Origin of the sequence: Nissabacter archeti (assembly GCF_018257325.1) — a bacterium.
Classification (GTDB): Bacteria; Pseudomonadota; Gammaproteobacteria; order Enterobacterales; family Enterobacteriaceae; genus Chimaeribacter; species Chimaeribacter arupi.
Genome location: NZ_JAERKB010000007.1, coordinates 216149 through 239711, shown reverse-complemented (window position 1 = coordinate 239711; position 23563 = coordinate 216149). Strand labels below are relative to the sequence as shown.

25 protein-coding genes and 2 pseudogenes are annotated in these 23563 nt (G+C 54.9%); 14 read left to right on the top strand and 13 right to left on the bottom strand.

The genetic code is table 11. The features are described from left to right. The first annotated feature begins 686 nt into the window (after window positions 1–686). Window positions 687–1691: a replication initiation protein gene (locus JK232_RS11525; RefSeq protein WP_079205259.1), complete on the top strand. Its 1005-nt coding sequence runs from the start codon at window positions 687–689 to the stop codon at window positions 1689–1691. A gap of 439 nt (window positions 1692–2130) precedes the next feature. Here the strand turns inward: JK232_RS11525 and JK232_RS11520 are convergent, their stop codons facing one another. The 4 genes from JK232_RS11520 to JK232_RS11505 form a co-directional block, all read right to left on the bottom strand. Beyond that, entirely contained in the window at window positions 2131–2697 is a 567-nt protein-coding gene (locus tag JK232_RS11520; RefSeq protein ID WP_212589220.1) for an RBBP9/YdeN family alpha/beta hydrolase, read from the bottom strand. A 98-nt stretch (window positions 2698–2795) separates the two neighbouring features. After that, on the bottom strand, window positions 2796–4088 hold the full coding sequence (locus JK232_RS11515; RefSeq protein WP_212589219.1) for an NAD(P)/FAD-dependent oxidoreductase: 1293 nt from the start codon (window positions 4086–4088) through the stop codon (window positions 2796–2798). Window positions 4089–4118: 30 nt separating this feature from the next. Continuing rightward, the gene (locus JK232_RS11510) at window positions 4119–4541 is read right to left on the bottom strand and encodes a Rid family hydrolase (RefSeq protein ID WP_212589218.1); all 423 of its coding nucleotides are present in this window, start codon (window positions 4539–4541) and stop codon (window positions 4119–4121) included. A 69-nt stretch (window positions 4542–4610) separates the two neighbouring features. After that, window positions 4611–5750 carry an ornithine cyclodeaminase family protein gene (locus JK232_RS11505; RefSeq protein WP_101828109.1) on the bottom strand — a complete coding sequence of 380 codons (1140 nt, stop codon included), beginning with the start codon at window positions 5748–5750 and terminating at the stop codon, window positions 4611–4613. 170 nt (window positions 5751–5920) lie between these two features. On the opposite strand from JK232_RS11505, the gene JK232_RS11500 reads away from it, so the two are divergent. From JK232_RS11500 to JK232_RS11485, 4 genes are all read left to right on the top strand, one after another. Then, window positions 5921–6754, top strand: coding sequence for a helix-turn-helix domain-containing protein (locus JK232_RS11500; RefSeq protein ID WP_212589217.1), 834 nt, complete (start codon window positions 5921–5923; stop codon window positions 6752–6754). Window positions 6755–6901: 147 nt separating this feature from the next. Beyond that, window positions 6902–8347, top strand: a complete 1446-nt coding sequence (locus JK232_RS11495) for an APC family permease (RefSeq protein ID WP_212589216.1) — start codon at window positions 6902–6904, stop codon at window positions 8345–8347. 164 nt (window positions 8348–8511) lie between these two features. Beyond that, the gene (locus JK232_RS11490) at window positions 8512–9195 is read left to right on the top strand and encodes a TIGR02466 family protein (RefSeq protein ID WP_072929481.1); all 684 of its coding nucleotides are present in this window, start codon (window positions 8512–8514) and stop codon (window positions 9193–9195) included. 144 nt (window positions 9196–9339) lie between these two features. Further along, entirely contained in the window at window positions 9340–9942 is a 603-nt protein-coding gene (locus JK232_RS11485; protein ID WP_212589215.1) for a LysE family translocator, read from the top strand. Between the two features lie 7 nt (window positions 9943–9949). Here the strand turns inward: JK232_RS11485 and JK232_RS11480 are convergent, their stop codons facing one another. The 3 genes from JK232_RS11480 to JK232_RS11470 form a co-directional block, all read right to left on the bottom strand. Further along, a complete protein-coding gene (locus tag JK232_RS11480) occupies window positions 9950–11254 on the bottom strand; it encodes an SLC13 family permease (RefSeq protein ID WP_101828112.1) in 1305 nt (434 codons plus the stop codon). A 38-nt stretch (window positions 11255–11292) separates the two neighbouring features. Beyond that, window positions 11293–11925, bottom strand: a complete 633-nt coding sequence (locus tag JK232_RS11475) for an aspartate/glutamate racemase family protein (protein WP_212589214.1) — start codon at window positions 11923–11925, stop codon at window positions 11293–11295. Between the two features lie 88 nt (window positions 11926–12013). Beyond that, window positions 12014–12445 carry a multidrug/biocide efflux PACE transporter gene (locus JK232_RS11470; RefSeq protein ID WP_212589213.1) on the bottom strand — a complete coding sequence of 144 codons (432 nt, stop codon included), beginning with the start codon at window positions 12443–12445 and terminating at the stop codon, window positions 12014–12016. A 90-nt stretch (window positions 12446–12535) separates the two neighbouring features. On the opposite strand from JK232_RS11470, the gene JK232_RS11465 reads away from it, so the two are divergent. Beyond that, entirely contained in the window at window positions 12536–13423 is an 888-nt protein-coding gene (locus JK232_RS11465) for a LysR family transcriptional regulator (protein WP_072929473.1), read from the top strand. A gap of 248 nt (window positions 13424–13671) precedes the next feature. On the opposite strand, the gene JK232_RS11460 is transcribed toward JK232_RS11465, so the two are convergent. Continuing rightward, window positions 13672–14061, bottom strand: coding sequence for a RidA family protein (locus tag JK232_RS11460; RefSeq protein WP_072929471.1), 390 nt, complete (start codon window positions 14059–14061; stop codon window positions 13672–13674). Window positions 14062–14201: 140 nt separating this feature from the next. On the opposite strand from JK232_RS11460, the gene JK232_RS11455 reads away from it, so the two are divergent. Beyond that, window positions 14202–14804: a TetR/AcrR family transcriptional regulator gene (locus JK232_RS11455; RefSeq protein ID WP_072929469.1), complete on the top strand. Its 603-nt coding sequence runs from the start codon at window positions 14202–14204 to the stop codon at window positions 14802–14804. Window positions 14805–14908: 104 nt separating this feature from the next. On the opposite strand, the gene JK232_RS11450 is transcribed toward JK232_RS11455, so the two are convergent. Next, window positions 14909–15433, bottom strand: a complete 525-nt coding sequence (locus JK232_RS11450) for a 5' nucleotidase, NT5C type (protein WP_072929467.1) — start codon at window positions 15431–15433, stop codon at window positions 14909–14911. Window positions 15434–15514: 81 nt separating this feature from the next. Beyond that, window positions 15515–15841, bottom strand: coding sequence for a winged helix-turn-helix transcriptional regulator (locus JK232_RS11445; RefSeq protein WP_212589212.1), 327 nt, complete (start codon window positions 15839–15841; stop codon window positions 15515–15517). 93 nt (window positions 15842–15934) lie between these two features. Between JK232_RS11445 and JK232_RS11440 the strand changes: the two genes are divergently transcribed. The 5 genes from JK232_RS11440 (at window position 15935) to JK232_RS11420 (ending at window position 20103) form a co-directional block, all read left to right on the top strand. Further along, the gene (locus JK232_RS11440) at window positions 15935–16684 is read left to right on the top strand and encodes an SDR family NAD(P)-dependent oxidoreductase (protein WP_072929463.1); all 750 of its coding nucleotides are present in this window, start codon (window positions 15935–15937) and stop codon (window positions 16682–16684) included. A gap of 218 nt (window positions 16685–16902) precedes the next feature. After that, a complete protein-coding gene (locus JK232_RS11435) occupies window positions 16903–17178 on the top strand; it encodes a levan regulatory domain protein (RefSeq protein ID WP_246538482.1) in 276 nt (91 codons plus the stop codon). A 14-nt stretch (window positions 17179–17192) separates the two neighbouring features. Continuing rightward, window positions 17193–17426 (top strand): DinI-like family protein, encoded by a 234-nt coding sequence (locus tag JK232_RS11430; RefSeq protein WP_101854575.1) that lies wholly within the window; start codon window positions 17193–17195, stop codon window positions 17424–17426. A 350-nt stretch (window positions 17427–17776) separates the two neighbouring features. Further along, window positions 17777–19021, top strand: coding sequence for an AAA family ATPase (locus JK232_RS11425; protein WP_101854573.1), 1245 nt, complete (start codon window positions 17777–17779; stop codon window positions 19019–19021). After that, on the top strand, window positions 19021–20103 hold the full coding sequence (locus tag JK232_RS11420) for an SIR2 family protein (RefSeq protein WP_101854572.1): 1083 nt from the start codon (window positions 19021–19023) through the stop codon (window positions 20101–20103). The genes JK232_RS11425 and JK232_RS11420 overlap by 1 nt, the downstream gene beginning before the upstream one ends. Window positions 20104–20131: 28 nt before the next feature. Here JK232_RS11420 and JK232_RS11415 read toward each other — a convergent pair. Next, window positions 20132–21108: pseudogene (locus JK232_RS11415) on the bottom strand (phage portal protein). Window positions 21109–21162: 54 nt separating this feature from the next. Next, window positions 21163–21726 (bottom strand): annotated as a pseudogene (locus JK232_RS11410) (phage terminase large subunit family protein); the annotation flags it as partial. A 38-nt stretch (window positions 21727–21764) separates the two neighbouring features. Here JK232_RS11410 and JK232_RS11405 point away from each other — a divergent pair. Both JK232_RS11405 and JK232_RS11400 read left to right on the top strand, forming a co-directional pair. After that, entirely contained in the window at window positions 21765–22190 is a 426-nt protein-coding gene (locus JK232_RS11405; protein WP_101854571.1) for a phage tail protein, read from the top strand. Continuing rightward, a complete protein-coding gene (locus JK232_RS11400; RefSeq protein WP_101854570.1) occupies window positions 22190–22639 on the top strand; it encodes a phage virion morphogenesis protein in 450 nt (149 codons plus the stop codon). Before JK232_RS11405 ends, JK232_RS11400 begins: the two co-directional genes overlap by 1 nt. Here JK232_RS11400 and JK232_RS11395 read toward each other — a convergent pair. Then, window positions 22636–23520, bottom strand: coding sequence for an FRG domain-containing protein (locus JK232_RS11395; protein ID WP_101854569.1), 885 nt, complete (start codon window positions 23518–23520; stop codon window positions 22636–22638). The two genes, JK232_RS11400 and JK232_RS11395, sit on opposite strands and share 4 nt — an antisense overlap. Between the last annotated feature and the right edge of the window lie 43 nt (window positions 23521–23563).

Sequence of the window (23563 nt, the reverse complement as noted above, 5' to 3'; positions counted from 1 at the left end):
CGCCAGACTGCGATCGGGCTTCCAAACGTGATATGTTTTCGGGAGCGTTTACCTTTTGAGTTAAAATACTTAATTATCAGTATCTTATCTTAATACCCCAGCCAGGTGAAACGTGATAACTTTTGCGGTTCATCAGGGCGCTTTCAGGCAAAGGAAAATCCATACGTGATACGTTTTGCGGTTCATGAGAAAGGGAAACCTATTTCGCTGGGTGATGAGTCGCGATCCTGCAACGGCGATCCGGTTGTGCAGGAGGATCCCGTGGGCTGATCGCCAAACGTGATAAGATTTGCGGTCTTAGTTTCCATATTATTTATTACAAAACAATAAAATAGCGTATTACTTCTTGTTGAATAGCCCTGTTTTGCAATTATGCTGAAGTTGATTGATTTCACATTATTCAGATCTTAAAAAACAAAGCGAAGCTGCGTTAGTTTGTTTTTTTCTTTGTTTCTATGTTTCTATGTTTCTTGTTTCTAGGGGTGTTTTTCTCTATCTTCTTCAACGGGTTACAAAGTCATACGTGATAAGATTTGCGGCTTAACGTGATAGGATTTGCGGTCTGACGTGATAAGATTTGCGGTCTGACGTGATAAGATTTGCGGCTAAACGTGATCTCAGGATCTGTTGATAACTCGGTTTTTAAGGTGATATATTTTGCTAAAATATCACCTGTCGGAAAGCACATGGCTAAGCTGGACGTTAAAAAACTGTATGTTACGCAGGATAACAAGTTACTTGAAGGTGCCTACAGCGCCACGCTCGATGAGATGCGTCTGCTCTACTTAGCCCTGGTCCAGATTGACAGCAAAAAAGTACAGCCGGATGGTCTCTACACTCTCTATCCTGCTGATTTTGAAAAGATGTTTGGTGTCCACCCTTCGCATACGCATCAGCAGCTCAAGAAGGCGGCTGATTCACTGGGCAGCAAACCGATCATCACCTACGAGTGGGATGAGAAGAAAAAGCGCCTGGACAAGGTCAAACGCTTTTGGTTTTCTTCGATTCGTTACGATGCCTCAGACAATACCGCGGACGTCACCATCCGTTTCTCCCCGGACGTTGTTCCCTATCTTTATGATCTGAAAAAAGAATTTACTCAGGTCGATTTTGAGCATGTGTCCCGCCTGGATACGCCTTTCGCTTTCCGGCTCTACAGCTGGCTGGTGAAGTTCCGCAACCTGGCGCGCAATTCCCGGCAGAATGGGATCATCGAAACCGATCCTTTCGAGATCGACTGGATGAAAGAGCGCACAGGGCTGGTGGGTAAGTACGAGGAATACCGCTTCTTCAAGCGTGACGTGCTGGTTCCCGCCATCGAACGGATCAATGCCAATACCGATATTTCCGTGAGCTGGCAGCCGGTCAAAGTGGGACGATCCGTCACTGCGATCAAATTTTTCTACGTGATCGAATCAGGCCAGCGCGCGGCAAAACCTCTGCGTCCGCGTTTGCCCCGCCGGCCCCACGCGGTGGCCGGATCGGATCTGGAAGGAAAATGGGCACGCCGGTGCATCAGCCTGATGAAAGAGTACCGCCAGAAACTGGAAGCGTTTGATGCTTCTGAGAAAATTACCCTGGCTGACCTGCGGAAATGGCTGGACTGGTACACGATCATCGGTGATGCGGCCAACATCAAATTGTTACAGGCAGAGATTAAAAAGCGCAGTACCCGCAAAAAAGCCGCCTAAAACGCGCTGGAACGCACGCAGAGCGGCGAGACGATCCTTTTCGATCCATCCTTGGATCGTCTCACAGAACGCCGTAAAACACGTTCTGCGGCGTTTTAGCCACTAATAACATGCTGATAACATCCGGCTTTCCCCGATCTGTTTTCCATGCTGGATCCTGCTGATAAGCCAGACAGGATCGCACCAGAGGATCTTCCGGGCTTGTTTTTGCAGGCTGCTAGAAACCGGATCGCTGATGAATACCGGGAAACCGTTGGGCAGATGGCGTTCTGCACGGGCAATCACCGCATCGGTTTGCGCGGCCAGCTTTATCCGCCAGAGAGGATAAAACAACACTTATCCCCTAAAGGGGATAATTAGGGTTTTTAGGTGAAATTAACGCAATCATGTTGATAACTGTTTGAAATAAACAGTATCTTTTCAGGTGTCAGGGCTGACGTTAACCGGCCGTCAACCGGCGTAATAATCCGGCCACCAGCGGCAATTCACTAAAGCCGTCCCGGTCAAGAAAATGCCCGCTTTCCGGTAAGCCATAGAACGGGGCATTGAGCTGCTGGCTGAGGCGCAACGTCAGCGCCGGCGGCACAATCTCATCGTTCAATGAGGCCACCACTATCCGCTGGGGAATATGCCGGATGAGCTGTGCGGCGTCGAGAGGCGCGCGGGTAAACGCCTCCAGTTCCGGCAGGGCAGGCACCGCGTCACTGAACCCAGACACCATAATCACACCCCCGGCAGGGCGTCCGGGCGGTTGTTGGTCCAGGTAGCGCAGGATGGTGATGCAACCGAGGCTGTGCCCCACGAACCAGGTGTCGCCATCCGGCTCCCCCACTGCGGCCTGCAAGGCAGAAAGCCATGCGGTTTCATCCGGTGCCATCGGGTCAGGCATCGCCGGGATGTGAGCCGTCATCCCCAGTAATTCAGCCTCTTTTTTGAGCCAGCCAAACCAGTGATGATCGGGGCCTGCCATAAAACCGTGCACAATAAACAGCCGTTTTGACGCCATGCTTTCCGCTCCTTGTGAAATATTCTCCCTGAAACGTAATGTAATTCGCAGGCCGTTTCATCTGAATACTGAGCATCAGCACCAGGCCCGAAGCGCTTTTAAAAGCGGTCAAACCGGTACAGCGACGGATCGATAAGTGGCGGATGGCCGGACACCAAATCCGCCGCCAGTTGCCCGGCAGCAGGGGATGTGCCGAAGCCGTGCCCCGAGAAGCCGGTCGCGAGCGTCAGGCCGGGCAGGGCGGCCACCGGCCCGATCACCGGGTTCGAATCCGGTGTGACATCGATTACCCCGGCCCAGGTTTCTTCAATTTTCGCCTGCTCAAATGCCGGCCAGGCCGCCCGGAGGTTGGTCATCGCTTCCGTGTTCAATACCGGGTTGGCCTGCGGATCCAGGGTACGGACACGTTCAAACGGTGAGGTTTTTTTCGTGCCCCAACGGCGCGGCAGGGCCAGATCTTTCAGGAACGCTTTCCCCAGTGAGATACGCAGAAAATCCCGCTGGGTACGGAGCTGCGGCAGGTAACGCGGCCCCAGCAGCAGATGATCCAGCGTCAGGGAGGCATCAAGCGCGCCCCGCTGGGTAATGATAAAGCCGCCATCTTTGTGTTTGCGGAACGAAAAATCCGGCGCACCCACGGCAATCTCAGTCGGCCCCGTCATGGGCGCGGTACGCAGCACGGAGCAGATCAACGGCAGCGTCGGCAGGGAAATGCCGAGGTTGCCGAGAAAACGCCGCGACCACAGCCCGCCCGCCAGCAACACCTGCTCACAGCGGAGCTCCCCCTGTTCCGTGACCACGCCGCTGACTTTCCCGCCTGAGGTGACGAGGCTGCGTACAGCGCAGTTCTCCACAATCACCGCCCCTTTGGCGATGGCCGCCGCCGCAATCGCGCTGGCCGCCAGCGACGGCTCCGCGCGCCCGTCACTGGCGGTGTAGATCCCACCGGCCCATTGCCCGCGCCCACCAGGCACATGGGCGGCGATCTCCGCCCGGCTCAGCAGGCGTGAGTCGAGCGAAAGAGGGCTGACCGATTCCAGCCAGTGCTCATGCATCGCCATCTGCGCCCCGGTGCGGGCCACAAACATGATCCCGGCCTGCCGGTAACCCACATCGCGGCCCACGCGTGCCGGCAGGGCGGCCCAGAGCCGGTCAGCGGCCAACGCCAGGGGAATGTCCCCGGCGTGGCGGCTGGTTTTACGCACCCAGCCAAGGTTGCGTGATGACTGCTCCCCCGCCAGGCGGCCTTTTTCCAGCACCACCACCGGAATGTTGCGTTCAGCCAGCGTCAGCGCGGCGGTCAGGCCCACGATGCCGCCGCCAATCACGACAACATGGGTGGCAGAGGGAAAGCCGGTGGCGGTGCGAACCGGCGTGATTGCGGGTGCCATAACATACCTCACTCAGGAACGGGTTAAGGGCTACAGGGTGACGGTGACCGCCTCGACGGCGGCGCGTGAGGCACCGCGGTAAGCCGTGACTTCAATCTCCACTTTGTAGACCGTTGACCCCAGCGGCGGGCAGGTCACGGTGGAGGCAGGGTTAATGCCGTGGAACTTGTCGCCGATGATCGCCATCACCACCGGGACGTCGGCCGGGTCCTGGATAAAGACCCGCGAAGCGATGACATCGGCCAGCGTGGCATCCACCGCCGCCAGTGCTGCCTCGATATTGGCAAACACCTGGTGGGTCTGGTCGGTAACGGCCTCCGGAATAATCTGGGTGAGGGGGTTGCGCCCGGCGGTGTTGGAAACATAAATCCAGTTATCGACGGCCACCAGGCGTGAATAGCTGGCCTTTTGCTCGAAAACAGAGCCGGTCGTGACTTTAACAATCTTGGTCATGGTGTTTTCCATCAGGTAAAAAGGGCAGCGCCGCGCACTGCCGGAGGTGATATCAGCAGGGTTGCCCTTTCAGCTCAGCGCCGGGGATTCCCACAAATTAAGGGTGACGCCGATGCCCTGTTTCCGGGCGTTGCGGTAGACCACCGTGCCCCAGGCCACATCCTCCACCGGCATACCGCCCACCGACATCAGGATGATTTCGTCATCGTTCAGGCGGCCCGGCGCATCACCGGCGACGATTTTGCCGATATCCTCCAGCTGGTCGCGGGTGATTTTCCCTTCGGCCAGCATGTCCATAAACCGCACGCCGATGACCGGAATGGTGTGGTGTGCCGGCTTCGGCACTTCGTCATACCAGGCCTGGTACAAGCCGGTGTTGTCCAGCACCTTGCGTACGTCGGGCTGCTCCATGCCTTCATCGATGTTGCACAGGGCCGGCATGGCAAGAAAGGCACCCGGTTTCACCCACTCGCGTTTTACCAGCGGGTAGGTGGCCGGATCACCGACTTCACCTGAGCTGCAATAGGTGACGATGTCCGCCCCGCGCACCACCTCTTCCAGCGTATCCACCACCCGTACCTGGGTGATCTGCGGGTAGGTCTGGCTGACCCAGGAGAGGAAATCATCCAGGCTTTTGCGGCTGCGCCCTTTCACCTGGAGGGTATGGATCTGCGGGCAGACCGCCATAAACGCCGCGACGGCGGTTTTCCCCATCACACCCGGCCCCAGCAGGCCGATGACGCCGGCATCGCGGCGCGCCAGGTGGCGTGCGCCCACCCCCGGCACCGCGCCGGTGCGGTAGGCGGAAAGCAGGTTGGCGGACATAAACGCCAGCGGTGCGCCGGTGTCAGCGTCACTGAGGGTGAACATCAGGATGGAGCGCGGCAGCCCTTTCTGCCGGTTCGCAATATTCGAGCCGTACCATTTCACCCCGGCAGTACAGAAATTGCCGCCGAGGTAGGCGGGCATCGCCATCAGCCGGCGGTCGGCAGTGGGTTTCGGCATGGCGGGAAACGGCGAGTGCTCAGGAAACGTCACCATTGCCCCGTGTGAGTCGTTATTCGGCCCGGCCATGCGGTAATCCCCGTGGTAGAGCAGGCCGAACATCTCTTCCATGGTATCCACGCAGGCTGCCATATCCGTGACCCCGGCGCGGATCATGTCCGGTTCAGAAAGGTAGATAAAATCAATGTGCGTCGAATCTGTCATCCCGTTACCCCTGTTTCAGTGGAATGCGCCCGGTCAGCGCGGTGAACGGGGTTATGAATAACGCGGGCGGCGGGCGGCTGTATTGAAGATTTGCGACAACGCAGGGCGCGGCGGCTGGCATCCGGCTTGCATGGCATATGGCTATCTTCCCGCTACCCGAGAACCAGACGATGCCAGATGCCCTGCCACTCCGCCGCGATACCGCTATCCACCCTGAGCAGCCCTGGTTTGTGCTCAGTGCTGCCGGACACTATGCCGTCATGGGGTCTGAGAACCCGGCGATCTCCCATTTCTACCGGTTTGACCGGGCCTCAGCGGCCGGCATGACGCTGGCTGTCCCGGACGGCTGTGTGGACATCCTGTTTGACTGTGACGACACCCGGCCGATGGCCAGGGTGTGCGGCACCACGCTTGAGGCGCGCAGCGCCGAGCTGAAAGCGGGGCATCACTATTTTGGCGTGCGCTTTGCGCCCGGCGTGATGCCCGATTTCCTGGACATGATGGCGGAAGAGCTGACCGACCGGGAATTTGGCTTCCTGGAGGTGACCCCCGGCGCGCGCCCGGCTTTTGAACGCATTGTGGAAAACCCGCTGTTTTCACAGCAGGTTGCGCTGTTTAACCACTATTTCACCCGGCGGCTGACCCGCCGCGCCTCCGCCGTGACCTCGCAGAGCCTGCGCGCCATCCGCGGGCAGCGGGGTAACATCCGGGTTGAGCAACTGGCGGCGCTGACCGGGTACACCTGCCGTACCCTCCAGCGCCAGTTCCGGCAGGACACCGGCCTGTCACCCAAAGCGTTCAGCCGCATTATCCGCTGCCAGTCCGCGCTGAGTTGCCTCCACCAGCCGGCGGCACCGGCCTGCTCCGATCTGGCGCTGGATCTGGGCTTCAGTGACCAGTCGCACTTCCTGCGGGAGTTCAAAAAGCTCGTCAGCACCACGCCGCTGGACTACCAGCGCCGCATCCTGCTTGAGGCATACCGGGAGCGCCTCTGCTACCACTGATGCCCTGAAAGGGTGCGGCGGCTGCACCCCGGCGCTGTCCGATTTTTTCTATCCCGGCCGTCAACGCTGATGAATGATTCCGGTGAGTCACCTGCCTCAGGAACCCAATGCCTGAGTAACTTCTCACTGACAGGAAAGGCACCGGCGATGAGCAATTCACTTGATGTAGCGAAAACAGCGGAGCCGGGCATCACCGGCGACGCGCAGGCCAGCGGCGGTTTACGCAAAAACACGCTCGGCCTCTTCTCTCTGGTCTTCTTTGTGGTGGCCGCAGCCTCGCCCCTGACCGGGGTGGTCGGCGGCCTGCCGGTGGCAATATTTACCGGCAACGGCGCGGGCATCCCGGTGGTGTATATCGCGGCCTGCCTGATCCTGATGCTGTTCTCGGTGGGCTACATCGCCATGAGCCGCCATGTAAAAAGCGCCGGGGCGTTTTACACCTATATCGCCACCGGCCTGGGCGAGCACTGGGGCGGCCCGGCATCGGTGCTGGCGCTGCTGGCATACTGCGCCATCCAGACGGCGGTGGTGGCGATGCTGGGCTTCTTCAGCGCGCTGTTTCTGGCCGAACACCTGGGCGTGCAGGTGCCCTGGTGGGCGCTGAGTATGCTGTGTGTGGTGATCGCCTGGGTGCTGGGGATCAAGCGCGTGGAGGTCGGCGGGAAGCTGTTGGGCGTGCTGATGCTGGCGGAAGTGGCGATTGTGCTGCTGACTGACGTCATGCTGCTGGTCAACAAGAGCGGGCCGCTGACGTTCGCCTCCTTTGAGCCGTCGGTGTTCCTGCAGGGCAATATCGGGATCGCCTTTATCTTTGCCATTGCCGCCTTTATCGGGTTTGAGTCCACGGCGATCTATGCCGAAGAGTGCCGCGAACCGCAGAAAACGGTGCCGCGCGCCACGGTCTGTGCGCTGTTACTGATCACGGCGTTTTTCTGCTTTACCAGTTGGGCACTGGTGCAGGCGTACGGTTTTGACGAACTGGTGGCGATCGCCCGCCGCGACCCCGGCAATTTAGTGTTCGACATTACCCGCCGGTATGTCGGCCAGTGGGCGGTGGACACCATGTCGGTGCTGCTGATCACCAGCCTGTTCGCTGCGGCGCTGGCTTTCCATAACAATATTTCCCGCTATATCTTCAGCATCAGCCGCGACGGCCTGATCTGGAAAGAGCTGTGCCGCACCCACCCGGCCAACGGCACACCGCATAACGCCAGTCACCTGCACAGCGTGCTGCTGCTGTTGCTGCTGGCAGGCATGGGCAGCGCCAATCTGGACCCGATGGTGCACATTTTCGCCTTTGGCTCGGCGATCGCCACCTTGTGCATCATGGTGCTTCAGGTCGGCGTCTCGGCTGCGGTGATGGTGTTCTTCCGGCGTACCCACGCGCCGGGCGGCGGTGCATGGCGCACCTTCTGGGCGCCGCTGCTCGCGCTGCTCGGGATGTCCGCCACCCTCATTATGATGGTCATTAACCTGCCACTGCTCAGCGGCAGTGACGCCCCGCAAATAGAGCTGATCCCCTGGGGAATTGCCGCCTGCGCCGTCGCCGGGTATGTGCTCTCCCGCCGCCGCCGGGTCAGTGCCCGGCCCTGATTTTCTCCCTCCTGTCTACCGGGCGCTGCCTCTGCATGGGGCACGCCCGGTGCATGTTGATAAATCAAAGATTTGCGAAAAAGAGTCTGGTATTCTCCCTAAGATTATTCCTAATATGCCGCGCCTGCGGCCGCTGTCATCTTCCTTAGCCTGGAGCTGTACCCATGTCCTCTGTGCCCGAGTCCGCTGTCCCTAACCTGCTGAACCCGCAGGATATCCGCATCCAACGCCTGTTCGTGACGCCGCTGGCGCTGGTCGAGCACCCGGCGGCGGAGGCGCTTAATGAGGCACTGAAAGCGGAGATTGCCCAGCGGCAGGCTGAGGACAACCTTGGCGTGCGGCACAGCAATGTCGGGGGCTGGCAATCGGCTGCTGATTTCACCGAGTGGCCGGGCATGGGCGCCAGGGCGTTGACGGCGTTTGCCCGCGCGCTGGCGTATGAGCTGACGGCAGTGCAGCACCCGGAACAGGGGCTGGTGCTGCCGGAGTTTGACTGGAAGATCAACGCCTGGGCCAACGTAAACCGGGCCGGTAACGCCAATGCGCTGCACGCCCATCCCGGCGCGTTCTGGTCTGGCGTTTACTGGGTGGATGACGGCCACAGCGGAGAGGAAGAGACAGCGACCGGCGGCGAACTGGAGTTCCACGACCCGCGCGGCGTGCTGCCCTCCATGTATAACCCGGAGCTGCGGATGCGCATCGCCGATTGCCTGAGTGCCGGGTTAACCACCGCCATCACCCCCAAAAGCGGCACGCTGGTGATGTTCCCCTCCTGGCTGCAACATGCCGTGACGCGGGTGACCGCTACCCGCCCGCGCATCTCCATCGCGTTTAATTTCAGTGTGTAGAGGGGCGCAGGCCGGGCTTTTTACCCGGTATTGCGTTGACGGATTGCCGCCCGGCATTAACACTCCCTGCAACCGCCTCGTTGACGTGGCGTGAAAATCGGTTTCGCCTGAAAGGGGCTGAACAACAGGGAGAAAAGAGTGCTGATGGACATCAATTTACCGGGCTTTATCCCCGCTCTCCTGCCGGTGGTGCTCTCACCGGGCGCCAGTTTCACCCTCGCCATGAACAGCGCGCTCTCCGGCGGCCGCCGGGGGCTGGCCTCTACCCTGACCGGCACGGCGCTCGGGATCTACACCCATGCGCTGCTTATCGGGCTGGGCATTACCTCGCTGCTGGTCGCCTCGCCCTGGTTGTTTGGCCTTCTGAAAGTCGCCGGCACGCTCTACCTGCTCTGGCTGGGCGGGCAACTGATCTGGAGCGGTATTAACGCGGAAACGCTCACCTTTGGGCGCAGCGGCCCGGTGGTCTCGGTGAAAGCGGCTTATCTGGCCAATGTGCTGAACTCCAAAGCCATCCTGTTCTACCTGACGGTGGTGTCGCAGTTCGCCGGGAAACAGGGCGAGTTCAGCCACTACCTGATCCTCGCGTCCGTGCATATCGTGATCATGGTGCTCTGGCTGACGCTGGCCAGCCGGGTACTGCTGCGCTCTGCCGTAAACAGGGACACCCGCCTCCTGAAAAAAATCATTGATGTCGGCGGTGGGCTGGCATTGGTACTGTTTGCGCTGTTCAGCGCCTTTTCCTGACGCGGCGCTAAAGTTTCCCTAATACGCGGAACCAGGCGTAATCCAGCGGCAGCAACACCAGAAAAGTGACCACCGCCAGCGCGAGGCACAGCAGCATACCGGCGCGCACCGGCACCTTGCCCAGCGCCATCGCCACCACGATCGGCGAGGCCTGATAGGGCAGCAGCGGCGTGGAGTAGCCCAATACCTGGATCATGATCACCGACAGCAGCGGGAAGCCGGTGGCATCCGCGAACTGTTGCGCCAGTGTGGTGTAAAGCGCCGGCACGCCGTTGGCGGTCATGATGAAGTTCAGGGCAGAGGTGATGCCGGTCAGCGCCACAAAACTGGTGAACGGGCGCGCCGGGTCCAGCGGCAGGGCGTGCAGCAGCGCCTGCCCGACGGCAGTGCCGATGCCGGTATGTGTCACGGTAACCGCCAGCCCCAGAATGCCCGCCACATAAATGCAGGTTCGCAGGTTCACGCCGGAGGCGAACTCCTCGCCGGTTATAAACCCCACCCGCGGCAGCAGCGTCACACAGGCGGCGGCCAGTCCCGTCCAGGCCGGGCCGATGCCGTGCCAGCCCTCGGTGACCCACATCCCCAGCACCGCCGCCAGCAGCCAGGCCAGCCGCTTCTCTGCCCCACTCATCGGCGCAGGCGCGGCGGTATGGCGCGGGGGATGCGGCTGCCCCGGAAAGAGGCGGTGAATAAGCAGGATCAGCACCAGCCCTTTCAGGATGCCGAGCACCGGCGTGTGCAGCAGCAGGTAAGAGAGGTAACCAAAATGCAGGCCGAATGCCCCCTCTGCCGCGCCGCTCATCACCAGATTAGGGACGTTGGCGGGCAGAATGGTGGCGGAAAGCTGGAAGGTGCCGAACCCCACCGCCAGCGCCAGCCCATACCAGGCGCGGGTGCCCTCCTGAATACCGGCGCGTGCACCCATCGCGGCCACCACCGGCATCAGCAGCGCGATGCGCCCCATATTGGACGGCATCACAAAGGCCAGCGCATAGCTCAGCAACACCACCGTCGCCACCATCCGCAGCCAGGAACCCGTCAGCCCCGCTGACAGTGCGCCCGCCACCCGGTCGGCCAGCCCGGTTTTACGGATCGCCACGCCCAGCACAAAGCCGCTGAACACCAGCCAGAACGCCGAGGAGGCGAAGCCACCGAAAATGACCTCCGGCGGCGCGATGTGTGCCGCCATCGCCACGGTGAAAAACAGCAGCGCGGTGAGGAATTCCGGCAGCAGCGAGGTCGCCCACAGCAGCAGGGTGACGCCCACCACCGCCGAGGGGAGAAACAGAGGGTGTGATAACCAGAGTGACATTTCCGTCCCTTGTCTTTTTTCCGTGGGGTAAGCGGGGGTCAGCAGCCGAAACAGTGTTGCAGGGCCAGGTGGGGGCTGGTCAGGGGGCGGCGCGGCGGCGGGAAATTGCGCACTGCCGGGGTCATTGACACCTGCGCCAGCGCCACATGCTCCGCGCCTTGCCGGTAAGCCTGTTGCGCCGCCTCCGCAATCTGGGACAGATAACGCGCGTGGTGGCCCGCTTTGAACGCTTCCCAGGCACCGGCGATCAAGTGCACCTCCGGCTGCTGTTCCGGCGCGAGGCCGGGCGGGCAGAACAGGGCGGTGGTGGACGCCAGCGTTGAAGGGGCGGCGCACAGCACCACGGATTTTCCCGGCAGGGCGTGCAGGGTATCTGCCAGCAGTTTATCGGTTCTGAGCACCGGGCAGGGGCCGGCGGGGATATCCTCCACCACCGGCCCCAGGGTGGAGCAGGTTATCAGGATGGCATCGAAAAAGGGTGTCAGGTTTTGCAGGAAGCCGGCCAGCCTGGCCCGTTGTTCTGCCGTCAGGCCGCCGCTTTTTTCCGCCTCCTCCAGCCAGTGCGGCACCACAATATGGCTGAGGCGGGTAGCGGGAATGGCAAGCGAATTCGCCGCCTCATCAAACACAGCGATATTGCCGGCAGCGGTATGTAAACAGGCGACGGTCATGGGCTCTCCCTAAAATACGGCATGTTTTATCGGTTAACGACACTATCTATTAGCAGAAAACATCACCGCCCGCCGGTTTGTTTTACCGTTATGTCCGGCAGGTCTCTTTGGCGATCCACTTGCCGCGCAGGGCGTCCCACACCCAGTTCCACGCCAGGGTATAGGGCAGGAAGAACAGGAAAAAGGCGACTTCAATCAGGAAAGCCTGCCATAACGAAATCGACAGCATATACGCCGCAATCGGCAGGCCGATCAGGATAAACCCGCCCTCGAACCCCATCGCGTGGCAGGCGCGCAGCAGCAACCGGCGTTTGTTGGCCGGTGGGAAGAAACGGTCAAACAGCGTGTTGTAAACCATATTCCACAGCATCGCGACCGTGGAGAGCGCCACCGCCAGCGCCCCCATATCAAACAGGGGTTTATCCATCACCCAGGCGGCCAGCGGCGACACCGTAAGAATCGCCGTCACCTCAAATCCCACCGCGTGTAAAATCCGCTCTTTCAGTGAACGTGACTGCATAGCCTCTCCTTACACTCATCAGGGGGGCTATATTCATCGTTTTTTATGCAAGAATAAAATGAGTTCCCATCGAAAAAAGCGATAGATGATATGCGGTATTCACCGGAAGCGTTAAGCGCATTTGTACAAGCTGCTGAAAGCGGCTCATTTTCCGCAGCGGCGCGGGCGTTGGGGAAAAGCCAGTCCACCATCAGCACCGCGATTGCCAATCTGGAGATCGATCTTGGCGTGCTGCTGTTTGACCGCTCAGGCCGGAAACCGCAGCTCACCGAGTCGGGGCAGCGCGTGCTGGCGCAGGCGCAGGAGATCCTTCAGGCGGCGCAGCGGCTGGATGAGCTGGCGCTGCGGCTCGGCGGCCAGGTGGAGCCGAGGCTGAGCATGGCGATCTCGGATTTCTGGCAGGCCGATCACCATGAGCTGCTGCTGCGCCGTTTTTCCGAACGTTACCCGGACATCGAGTTTGAATGCATGATTGCCGAAGATGAAGATGTGCTGGCGCTGCTGCAACAGGGCAGGGCGCACCTCGGGGTGATCCGCAGCCAGGCGCAGCTTCCCGGTGATATCGCGACGGCCAGGTTGCAGATAAAGCCGGAAATCGCTGTCTGGCTGCATCAGTCGCACCCGCTGGCACACCAGCCGCAGGTGGAGATGGAACAGCTGAAAACGGTACGCCAGTTGCGCCTGAACACCTGGCTGCATAACTGCCGCCAGGAAACCACCGGGCGCGTCTGGTCTGCGCCCTCCTACCTGTTATTGCTGGAGATGGCTGAACAGGGGTTTGGCTGGGCGGTTTTACCGCGCTGGCTGGTGGAGCAGTTTGGCCATAACGTCTTAAAGGCATTGCCGATGCCCGGCTGGCCGCAACAGATCACGGTGGATGCCGTCTGGAGCCGCGTGACCCCACCCGGCCCGGCAGGCCAGTGGATGCGTGATCAGCTCTGCGCGCAGCGCGCAGAAGAGGCCGGGCAGGGCAACTGAGGCGGGTGCTTCAATCACTCAGGCGATTGCCATGCCATCACGCGGATGCCGCCGCCGTGGCAGCGAGGCAGGTAAGGGCGGTGGCCTGTGCCTTACTGCCTGTTATCTCAAGGGGGAAAAGGTTTTTTGCGGAGGTGGTATGCGAACGGCCGGGTTGTGCCGGGCGCGGATGTTGCTGACCTGGCTGCACATAAACATACAGATATCGGTTCTCCTGATATCTGTATGCGATGTTTTTATTCATAATGTTAAGGGATCCGGGCGATGACCTTTATCTCAAAATCAAAGCCCGCCAGCCAGTTAACACCCACGGCTGTCCAGTTCGGATACGGCGGCGTGGGGAAAACGGTTTGTTTCACCTGCATAACGGTGGGGAATTGATTCTCCGGATCGGTATGAAAGGTTGTCACATCGATAAGATCGTCAAACGTACACCCTGCAGCGGCAAGCGTGGCCTTGAGATTATCAAAGGCACGCTCTACCTGCGTTGCAAAGACGGGCTCAGGTGTACCGTCCTCCCGGCTACCCACCTGTCCGGAAACAAACAGTAAATCGCCAGAGCGGATCGCGGCAGAATAACCATGCTTCTCATAGAGAGCATGGCGATTTGCAGGGAAAACGGGTTGCGGCTGGTTCATAACGTCTCCTTTTTGCGGTTGTGCGACAGCGGATGCGCGGCATAAACAAATGAATTAATATACGCGGCGTATGTAAACTTAATCACACATACGCGGCGTATGTCAAACTACTTACGCTGCGTCTGCTGCAAGGAGACCGCATGGCTGCCAAACGCCGCGCCGAAACGATGGAAGAAACCCGCACCAAGTTGATTGCGGCCGCACGAAAAGCCTTTGCCGAAAAAGGGTTTGCAGCCGCATCAATGGATGATTTGACCGCCAGTGTCGGGCTGACCCGTGGGGCTCTGTACCATAATTTTGGGGATAAAAAAGGGTTGCTTGCTGCGGTGGTTACGCAGATAGACTCTGAAATGGCGCAAAGCGCTAAACGTGCAGCGGCACATTCCGGTGATGACCAGCAAAAGCTGCTGGCTGAAGGGATAGCCTATATCAAGATGGCCCTGGATGAAGAAGTCCGGCGCATCGTGCTGCTTGATGGCCCGGCTTTTCTGGGGGATCCGACAAAATGGCCGAGCCAGAATAACTGCCTCGACGCCACTCGCGAAAGCATTTCAGATCTGATTGAACGCGGCTTAATCAAACCGGTAGATGTTGATGCCACCGCCTGGCTGTTAAATGGTGCTGCACTGAATGCCGCTCAGTGGGTGGCCGCCAGCGCAGATCCGCAGCAGGCATTACCTAAAGCGATTCAGGTTTTTACCCTGTTGGTGAATGGCCTGCTGGAGGGTGCCACACGGCCATAACGTCCCATGCGCACCCTGAATGGTCGTTAATAAGCATACCGAGGGTTGATGAAATTAAGCCTGACATGTCATGGGCTTACGTGTCATTGGCCCTGTTTCTCCCGTTATGAGCAAAACAGATGCTCAACCTCCAGCCAGCTGCCTACCCGCCGAAAACCGCTGACCTGCCGGTTATGAGGGGCAGAAAATAAGATCCCTTCCCCTCTGAAATGCTCAAAATGGCGCGCATTATCATCAATCAGATAATCTGCGTTCAGGATGCTTTTATTACCACAGAAGACGATATTCATCGGGCTGATAAAGGAGAAATGTTTGGCCAGCCACTGGAATTTGGCATTAAACGACAGCGGAAATTCCATCGCCGCCGTAGTGATAAACACCTCATAGGTTTCGGTCAGTTTTTTGATGACCTCCTGGCTGTGCGGTATGACATCCAGATCGGCAAAAAAGCCCGCTTCGCCGATCATCTCTTCAACCTGCTCTCTGAGTTCCGGATGGAGTTGCTGGATGGTTAACCCCTCCAGGTCAGCCAGGCTGATTTGCAGAGCAAACCGGCTATTAAAGCTCGGGATTATCTTGCTGTTAAAGTCAGCAATCACCTCATCCATATCAATCGCAATTCTCTTCATTGGATATCCTCTGTTTTCAGACCCGCAACGAGAAAAATAGGGTGGCAGACATCACGCATTGGATGCTTATCAGGCATTCCTTTACTGCTGTTCTCCCGCCTGGACGCGGGAGCGGTTAGCGTTTCCCCATTCGCAAAGAGGTTGTAACGCCTGCGCCAGTGTACGTCCAAACTCAGTAATGCTGTATTCAACCCTGGGCGGCACCTCCTGGAAATCGTGTCTTATCAGAATGCCATCTTCAGTGAGCGCTTTAAGTTGCTGAATTAACACTTTTTCACTGATGCCTGCCGTCAGGCGCTTGAGTTCGCCAAAGCGGCGCGGACTAAACTGTAAATGGAACAACAGCAGAGGTTTCCATTTCCCGCCAATATAATGCAACGCCACATCAAGGCCGCAGATCGGCTCCATAACTTTTCCTTCATACTTACCTTTTGGTAGGTACTATTATATATGAAAGTATAGCGTTACTCTCTTCTTCTACTTCGCAACCGGGATAAAAACATGGGCAAGCTGGAAGGAAAAGTCGTGGTCATCACTGGCGCTAACAGCGGTATTGGACTGGCATCGGCAAAGCGTTTTGCCGCGGAGGGCGCGCAACTCTTTATGACGGGGCGCCGTGCAGGCGAACTTGAAAAAGCGGTTTTTGAAGTAGGTCATAATGCGGTCGGGATACCCAGTGATATCTCGAAAATGCAGGATGTGGAGGCGTTGTTTCAGGAAGTCCAGCGGCAGGCCGGGCATATTGACGTACTCTTCGCCAACGCCGGCGGCGGAGAGTTCGCCCCTTTGGCAGATATTACCGAAGCGCATTACTACCGAATCTTTGACACTAATGTTAAAGGCACGCTTTTTACCGTACAGAAAGCGCTGCCTCTACTGAAAGAGGGGGCTTCTGTCATACTGACCGGTTCCACCAGCGCCACGACCGGTGTGCCGGCATTTAGCGTCTACAGCGCCAGCAAAGCTGCCGTGCGTAATTTTGCCCGGGCGTGGATCCTGGAACTGGCGCCGAGAAAGATTCGGGTCAATATCCTGGTGCCGGGCGCAACCTCAACACCGGGCTGGCATGGCCTTTCGCCTGACGAGACATTAAACAGTGAAATGATCCGCGCGGTTGAATCCACAACGCCTCTGGGCCGGCTGGCTGAACCCGCGGAGGTGGCTGCCGCGGCACTGTTCCTGGCATCGGATGACAGCAGTTTCGTTAATGGAAGCGAAGTGTTTGTTGACGGCGGCTCAGCGCAAATCTAGGAGTTCTGTCAATAACTGTACGGGGCCACAGCGCCGACGGTTAGAGCTGGAGCTTAAAGCCAGGGGGTTTAACGGGATGGCGAAGAGATGGTCGTGCTGTGGCGAGGCAGTTGCCTTAATGCCGGTGCAAATATGCGTCTGTTTTATGAAAACTGCAGGTTGCAGGAGAAAAAAATGAACGCCTGAGTAAGCCAGGTCTGCCAGCATCTTAATTTTTTATGATGCTGATTATTAAATTTTGGTTCACAGTTCGTGATCCTTGTTATACTGTTAATATATACAGTGGATTGATTGTAGGGGGGAAAGTGCAAGATTTACTTATTGAATCTGTTCAATTGCAACGTATTGATTTGGTTGCCCGGCTTGTTGCTAAAGCTGAATGTGATAGGGAAGATAAAGAGTTAGCTGTGGCATGGATTGCAGAACTGACTACGCGGCTTATTGAAAGGCTGGATGAATACGATCGGTCTGCAGAACGCAGCCAGCACGCCTGACAGGGAGAGAACAAATGCGCGTAGATATCTTAATCGACAAGCAACAAAAGATAAGCCCGGCGACGCTTGAGGCATTACAAGCGGAGATGCATAAAAATTTGGGCCCCCACTATCCGGCAATGGCCGTCCGCATTCGTAAAGGCAGTTCAAATGGCGTTGAGCTAAGCGGCATCCGCCAGGACGAAGACAAAAAGAACGTCATGAACATCCTGCAAGCCGTCTGGGAAGATGATAGCTGGCTGCATTGAGTGGCGCCGCCGGTTTCAAACTCGCTGCAGATGGTGCTTTCACTACCTGAACGCGACAGTGCATGACTATGCTGCATGAAATCGCATGATCCGAAAAGGATCGCAAACGTCGAGGTCCGCCAGGAATGGCGGGCTTTTTCGTATCTCATGCAGGCGCATGAAAACCACTATATAAAGCGGGCAGGCGTGGCGGGGCTACGAGCGCGCGATAGCCTTACGTCCAGAAAATCATCTCGACAAGGCTGTACCACAAGGTTGTAACACATTACCACATTGAAAAAAGCTAACGTGTAGTTTAGAGTACTCAAGAAGGCATTTTTGCTTTTTTATCACAAAAATAAGGGTTACAGATGCTTGTTGCGTTTACATTAGAAAATTATAAAAGCTTTAGAGAGCAACAAACTCTTAGCTTCGTCTCTTCGTCAGGCGATGAACTTTTAGACCATACAATCTTACTCAAGAACGGTTTACGTATAAATCGATTTGCAGCTCTCATCGGTGGTAACGGCTCGGGCAAAACACAACTGATCACTGCACTTAACGATTTCGCCAGAGCCATCCATAATGATAATTTACATGAATTACATATGCCTTTTTTATTCAGCAAAGAATGTCGCTCTAAAGCTACATCTTATGAAGTTATCATTCTTGATGAAGATAAGGAAATTTTTTTCAGATACGGCGTGTCGGTATTTGCTGGTAATATAGAAAATGAATATTTATACTCGCGGCCTGTAAAAAAAGGTGCAAGGGAATCTTGTGTATTTACTAGAGATTCAAATGGTTTAATCTTCAAAAAAAACGAATATAAAAAACATGAAGCACTTATTAAGCCAATACTAAAAAGTAGCGGGGCTGTAATTACGTTTGCAAAGTCATTGGAGATTTATGAACTCAATGACACTCGCTATTGGGCTATTCAGCAATTGCCATATAGCCCTGAATCATTTTTAGATGACGGATTGGAGTTTTTTGAAGAAAGACTTGAAGCCGACCTGCCAAGGGATGAAAAAGGTAGAAGGATTATTGATAAAAGAGTTAAAGCACTTGTCAGTATGTATGGGAATTTTATAACAAAGTCTCCATTGCACATTGATGGAGTAGATTTCATTCCTATAGGGCCTGAAAAAAAATACCATTTTGTCTATAAAATAAAAAACATCGACGGTGGTTTTACATCTATAGGACCAAACGAAAGGCATCAATTCTTTTCACAAGGCACTATCAACATATTAACATTCCTCGCTGCAATGGTTTGGGCTTCAGATGGAGGGTTTACTTTATATGTGGATGAAGTAGACGCATCTATTCATCACTCTTTAGCAACCACTTTAATAAGTGATATATTAAAATATTATAGTACACGTGACGATATGCAATTTGTTTTATCGACTCATAATATCCCTCTCCTTGATGAGTGTTTCAGAAGAGATGAACTTAATATTATTATTAAAGATGACACTAAGTCCTCTAAGATAATCAATGCTTCAAACTTTTCAATAAGGAAGGATGCAAAAGTATCTGCTAAATATTTCAGGGGTGAATTTGGGGCCCTGCCTTCTTTCTTGGGTTTTTCTGATGGTGAGAAAGCATAATGATTGAGGATTTTGATTACGACGGTGTTAGTCAAAAAAAGAATGTATTATCGATTGACTCTTATGATGAGTTGAAGCTTAAATTTCAAGGAAAAAGAGTTTGCTTGTTTTTAGGGGCAGGTTTTTCAAAGGCCTGGGATGATTCTTATCCTTTAAGTGATGATGTTTTTTCTATTTCAGAAAAAGAGTCTGTGGAGCAAATAAAAAAATACGGCTTTTTTTCTTTGTTCGAGGCATTAAATCTTAAATGGGCTGATGAAAATGCAACCTTAAAAGAAAAAGCAAGTGTATTTAAAAATTTTAAATATAATATTGACATATATAAACGCTATCCAAGTCTTCTGCCGTCTCATTTAGACAGGCAGACGATGGATCTTTTTGAAAAGCAAGTGAAACTTTACATAAAAAATAAATTCTCTAAGCTTGTTGCTCCGTCCGAATTTAAGCTTGTTACTAAAGGTGGGTTGAAAAAGGAAAAAGCAAGTATTGTAAATTTTTTCAAAGGCCTTAAGTTAAGCTCTAGCGTTGATGTTGTTACAACTAATTATGATATTGTGATTGATAAAGTTCTTAAAAGAGCTATGCCAGAAAAAACCATTCTAAGAGGATTTCCAGTTCATTTGAATCAAGAGTTGCAATGCCCTAAGCGTGGGGGGGTTGGGTTATATAAACTGAATGGTGGGTTTGAGGTGGTTTCTGATGGCGAAAGTTTTAAAATAGATTACGATTCCCTTTCTGACTCTAAAATTTCACCAAATATTATTCTTCCGTCTAACGATCAAGATTATAGTGATAAATACTTTAAAAATGCTTTTATAAAGTCATCAGGGCAGCTAAGGAATGCAGATGTATTAATATTTGTTGGGTATTCATTTCCTGAAGAGGATTATGTTATTCAGTTTTTATTAAAAACATTTCTAGATGTCGATAGCTTGGACAAAGAAACTGTTATTGTTAGTCGTAGCGAAAAAAGTGCGGTTGAATGTCATGAGCGCGCGTGCAAAATTTTCTCTGAGTTGAACGATAAGTCAGGTTTATATTACTTTAAAGGGTCTTTTTTGGATTTATGCTCAGGGGCGTAATAAAGAGGGCCATTGGCCCTTCTTATTGTCATAATTCATAATCTTTAAATGAAATAATCTCGTCCCCAATAAATGTATTTAACTCCCTGATTCTATTCTGTAACGGTATTAATTCTTTTTTAAAAAAACTCTATTTGCTTTTTCAATATCACCGAACCCGCCCGTGTTGTTGGGGATGATGCCCATCATCTGCGGCGGCACGCGGTGCGCGGCCATCATGTCATCACGGCTCACGTTTTTGATGTTCATAAACTCATCCTTTGCGGCCACCTCTGACAGTGGGATGATCTGAATGCCGTCCTTCTTCCCGTTCGGCGAGTACATGAACAGGTTGCGGAAATTGCCTGGGCCCTTCGCGCTTTTCATCGCGCTGCGGATATTGTTCACGTCTTCCTGGCTCTGTGCCGCGTCGGTCATATACATGATGAAACCGGCGTGACTGCCATTGATGTAATACTTGCGGCGGAACAGGGTAGCCGACTCATTCAGCAGCATGGACGGGATAACGGAAAGATACTCCGGCAGGCCGTAAACCTCCTGATTTAAATCCGGCTCCATCAGGTGAAAGATGCTGTCTTTCGTAAATTCATACGGCTGCGGCGTCAGGCCGTACTGCACAAACCAGTAGGTGTCTAAATCCGTCCCGTGCCGTGTGTACTATGCCAGCGCAGGCTCAAGTGACAGCACGCCGCCCAATCGGTTGGTGCGCTTCTCCAGATAGGCGTTACCAAAGACCAGATAATCCTGCACGAAACGGCTGAAAGCCTGTTGGCTCAAAAGCGGGTGCGGGATAAACGTGCTGGTCAGAATGTTGCGTTTTACGTTGATGGGGAAGCTGTGATGCACGGCGGCGAGGAACGTACGCGCCAGCCCGTCAAAACTTACCGGCGGTTCATACCAGCGATCCATGATGACGCATTCCACATAGTCCAGCAGTTCACGGCGGTCCAGCACCGGGATCGGGTCACCAAAGCTAAACGCCTCCGCCGCCGCGCCGCTGGTCATCTGTTCTGGCTGCTGCACGGGCTGCGTGCGCGTGCGGTTCCTGCGTTTGCTCATTTAAAAAATCTCCATAATGTTACCGGTATGTGCTGCTTCGCCCTGTAACGGTTCGTTTGAAAGGGCGTGCATGGTTGCCCAGGCTAAATCCGCGTGGCTGGCTTCATAGGTCGGGCGGTTGCCGCTGGCCGTGGTGGCACGGCGGATTGCCATAAATGACTGCGCGATGTCACGATGTGAGGCATCAAATTCAAGGCGGCGGTGGCTGATGATGTCGTAGGCTTTCAGGACCAGGGCGTTTTTAACGTTTGGGTTATAAACAAACTCCTTCACCTGCGGGAAAAAGGCTTTTACGTTTTCATAAACGCCGTGGCCGACGCCGGTTGAGTCGATGCCGATATAGGTCACGTTGTACTGCTGCGTAAGTTTGCGGATGGGTTCGGCCTGTTCGCGGAAGTCCATCCCGCGCCACTGGTGGCGCTCCAGTATGCGGAATTTACCGCCTGGTGCGGCAGGCGGCGCAATCACCACGCACCCGGCACTGTCCCCGTTCTGCGTGCCCTTTGTCGGGTCATACCCGATCCAAACCTCTTTCCAGCCGAACGAACGCAGCGCCAGCGCCGACAAAGTGGACACCATTGTGAACTGCCAGGAACAAGACGATGAACAAGCCGCACTCCTTACGAAAAGCCCTGAGTAAAGCCGTGGCCTATGTCCGGGATAACCCTGATCGTCTGCACCTGTTCGTAGACAACGGTTCACTGGTTGCCACCTCTGCCGCGTCGATCTCATGGGAATACTGCTACACCTTGAACGTGGTGGTGACGGACTTTACCGGCGATCAGAACCTGCTGATGGCCCCGGTGCTCTACTGGTTGCGGGACAATCAGCCGGACCTGTTACAGAACCCTGGCGAACGGGAGGGGCTGTTTACGTTTGAGGTGGACATTCTCGGTAACGGAGCCTGTGATCTGAGCCTGAACCTGAAACTGACGGAGCGCGTGCTGGCCCGTGAAGTGAACGGCGAAATGCAGATTGAAGCAGTGGCGGAGCCGGAGCCGCCGGATGAATTCTGGACGGGCCGCTGATGAGCGAACTGCAAGAGGTTGATGCCTGGCTGGCGGCACTGCTGGCAAATCTGGAACCGGCAGCACGCACGAAGATGCTGCGCGAAGTGGCACGGGATTTGCGCCGCATCCAGCAAAAAAACATTACTGCACAGCGCAGCCCGGACGGCACCGCGTGGGAGCCGCGCCGGATGACGGCCCGCACAAAACAGGGCCGCATCAGGCGTAAGATGTTCACGAAGCTGAAAACCGCGAAATATCTTAAAGCGCAGGCAAACGCAAATCAGGCCGAAATTGCGTTTGCCGGGCGGGCGCAGCGCATCGCCCGCGTGCATCATTATGGCCTGCGTGACCGGGTAAGCCGGGGCGGCAAAGAAGTGAAGTATGCAGCACGCCCCCTGCTGGGTGTAAATGGCGAGGTAGAAACTACGGTGCAGGAGGCTTTGCTGCGCTGGCTGAGTAAGGATTAAATTTTTTCGATTATACGTTCTGCTTTATCGTAATTGATTTCATCTTGCACTGCTTTACCGGCACCATCTGCTGATGGGTAAATATCAGCAGCGCTAAAGCCAGCTTTTTTAAGTAAGCCAAATGCTTTAAATGCTTCGGCAATAGGTAATGTGTACTTAAAAAATATCGGATTGGGTAAGTCAGTTGATAAATATTCCAGGCTAACCATTGTCGTTTTTTCTCCTCTTTTCCCATTGTGAGGATGAACAGTAAAAAGACCATATTGCGCAGCAAGATGCGGGCTAATTGAACCTGCTGAAGTGTGGATTTTTATTTGTCGATGAAGCCCTAGGCATTCTTTATTTAAAGCCCATATAGCTAGCTTGCTATTTGTTTGCCAATTTTTATGATTAGCTAGACAAGAACTTACTGCGAAATATAAAGCCGTATATGCTAGCCGAGTCCAATCTAGCAGTCTTGTGGGTACTCCGTGATGTTGAGCCATAGCCATCAGGTCTAATATTTCCGGATTAGGCCATAATGAAGGATCCTTAATCCATTTACTTTGATTGTTTAAATCCAGGTGTTCGTTACGAAAAGATTGGCTATCTCCGGGGATTCTTATTCCTATTCGGTCGCAATGCTCAACAAAGGAATTTAGAGTTAAGATTTCATTTGCGACTATCTCATGTGATTGAGGCTCATTGCCACGATTGAATTTAGCAGGTGGCTCTCTTAATATAGAGGGTATTAAATCCCAATCTGCGTCTGCTTGCCCCCTGTAAACAATCTTATCTGGATAGTGAGGGTCAATCTTCTGAGTGGGTGAAAGTGCATCCCATAGTTTATTTGCATCATCAAACTCGCGTAATTCATATGTAGGGTATTTCCGGGTTTCCATTGCATTGCCTCCACACCATAAAAAAACATTTGTACCAAATACC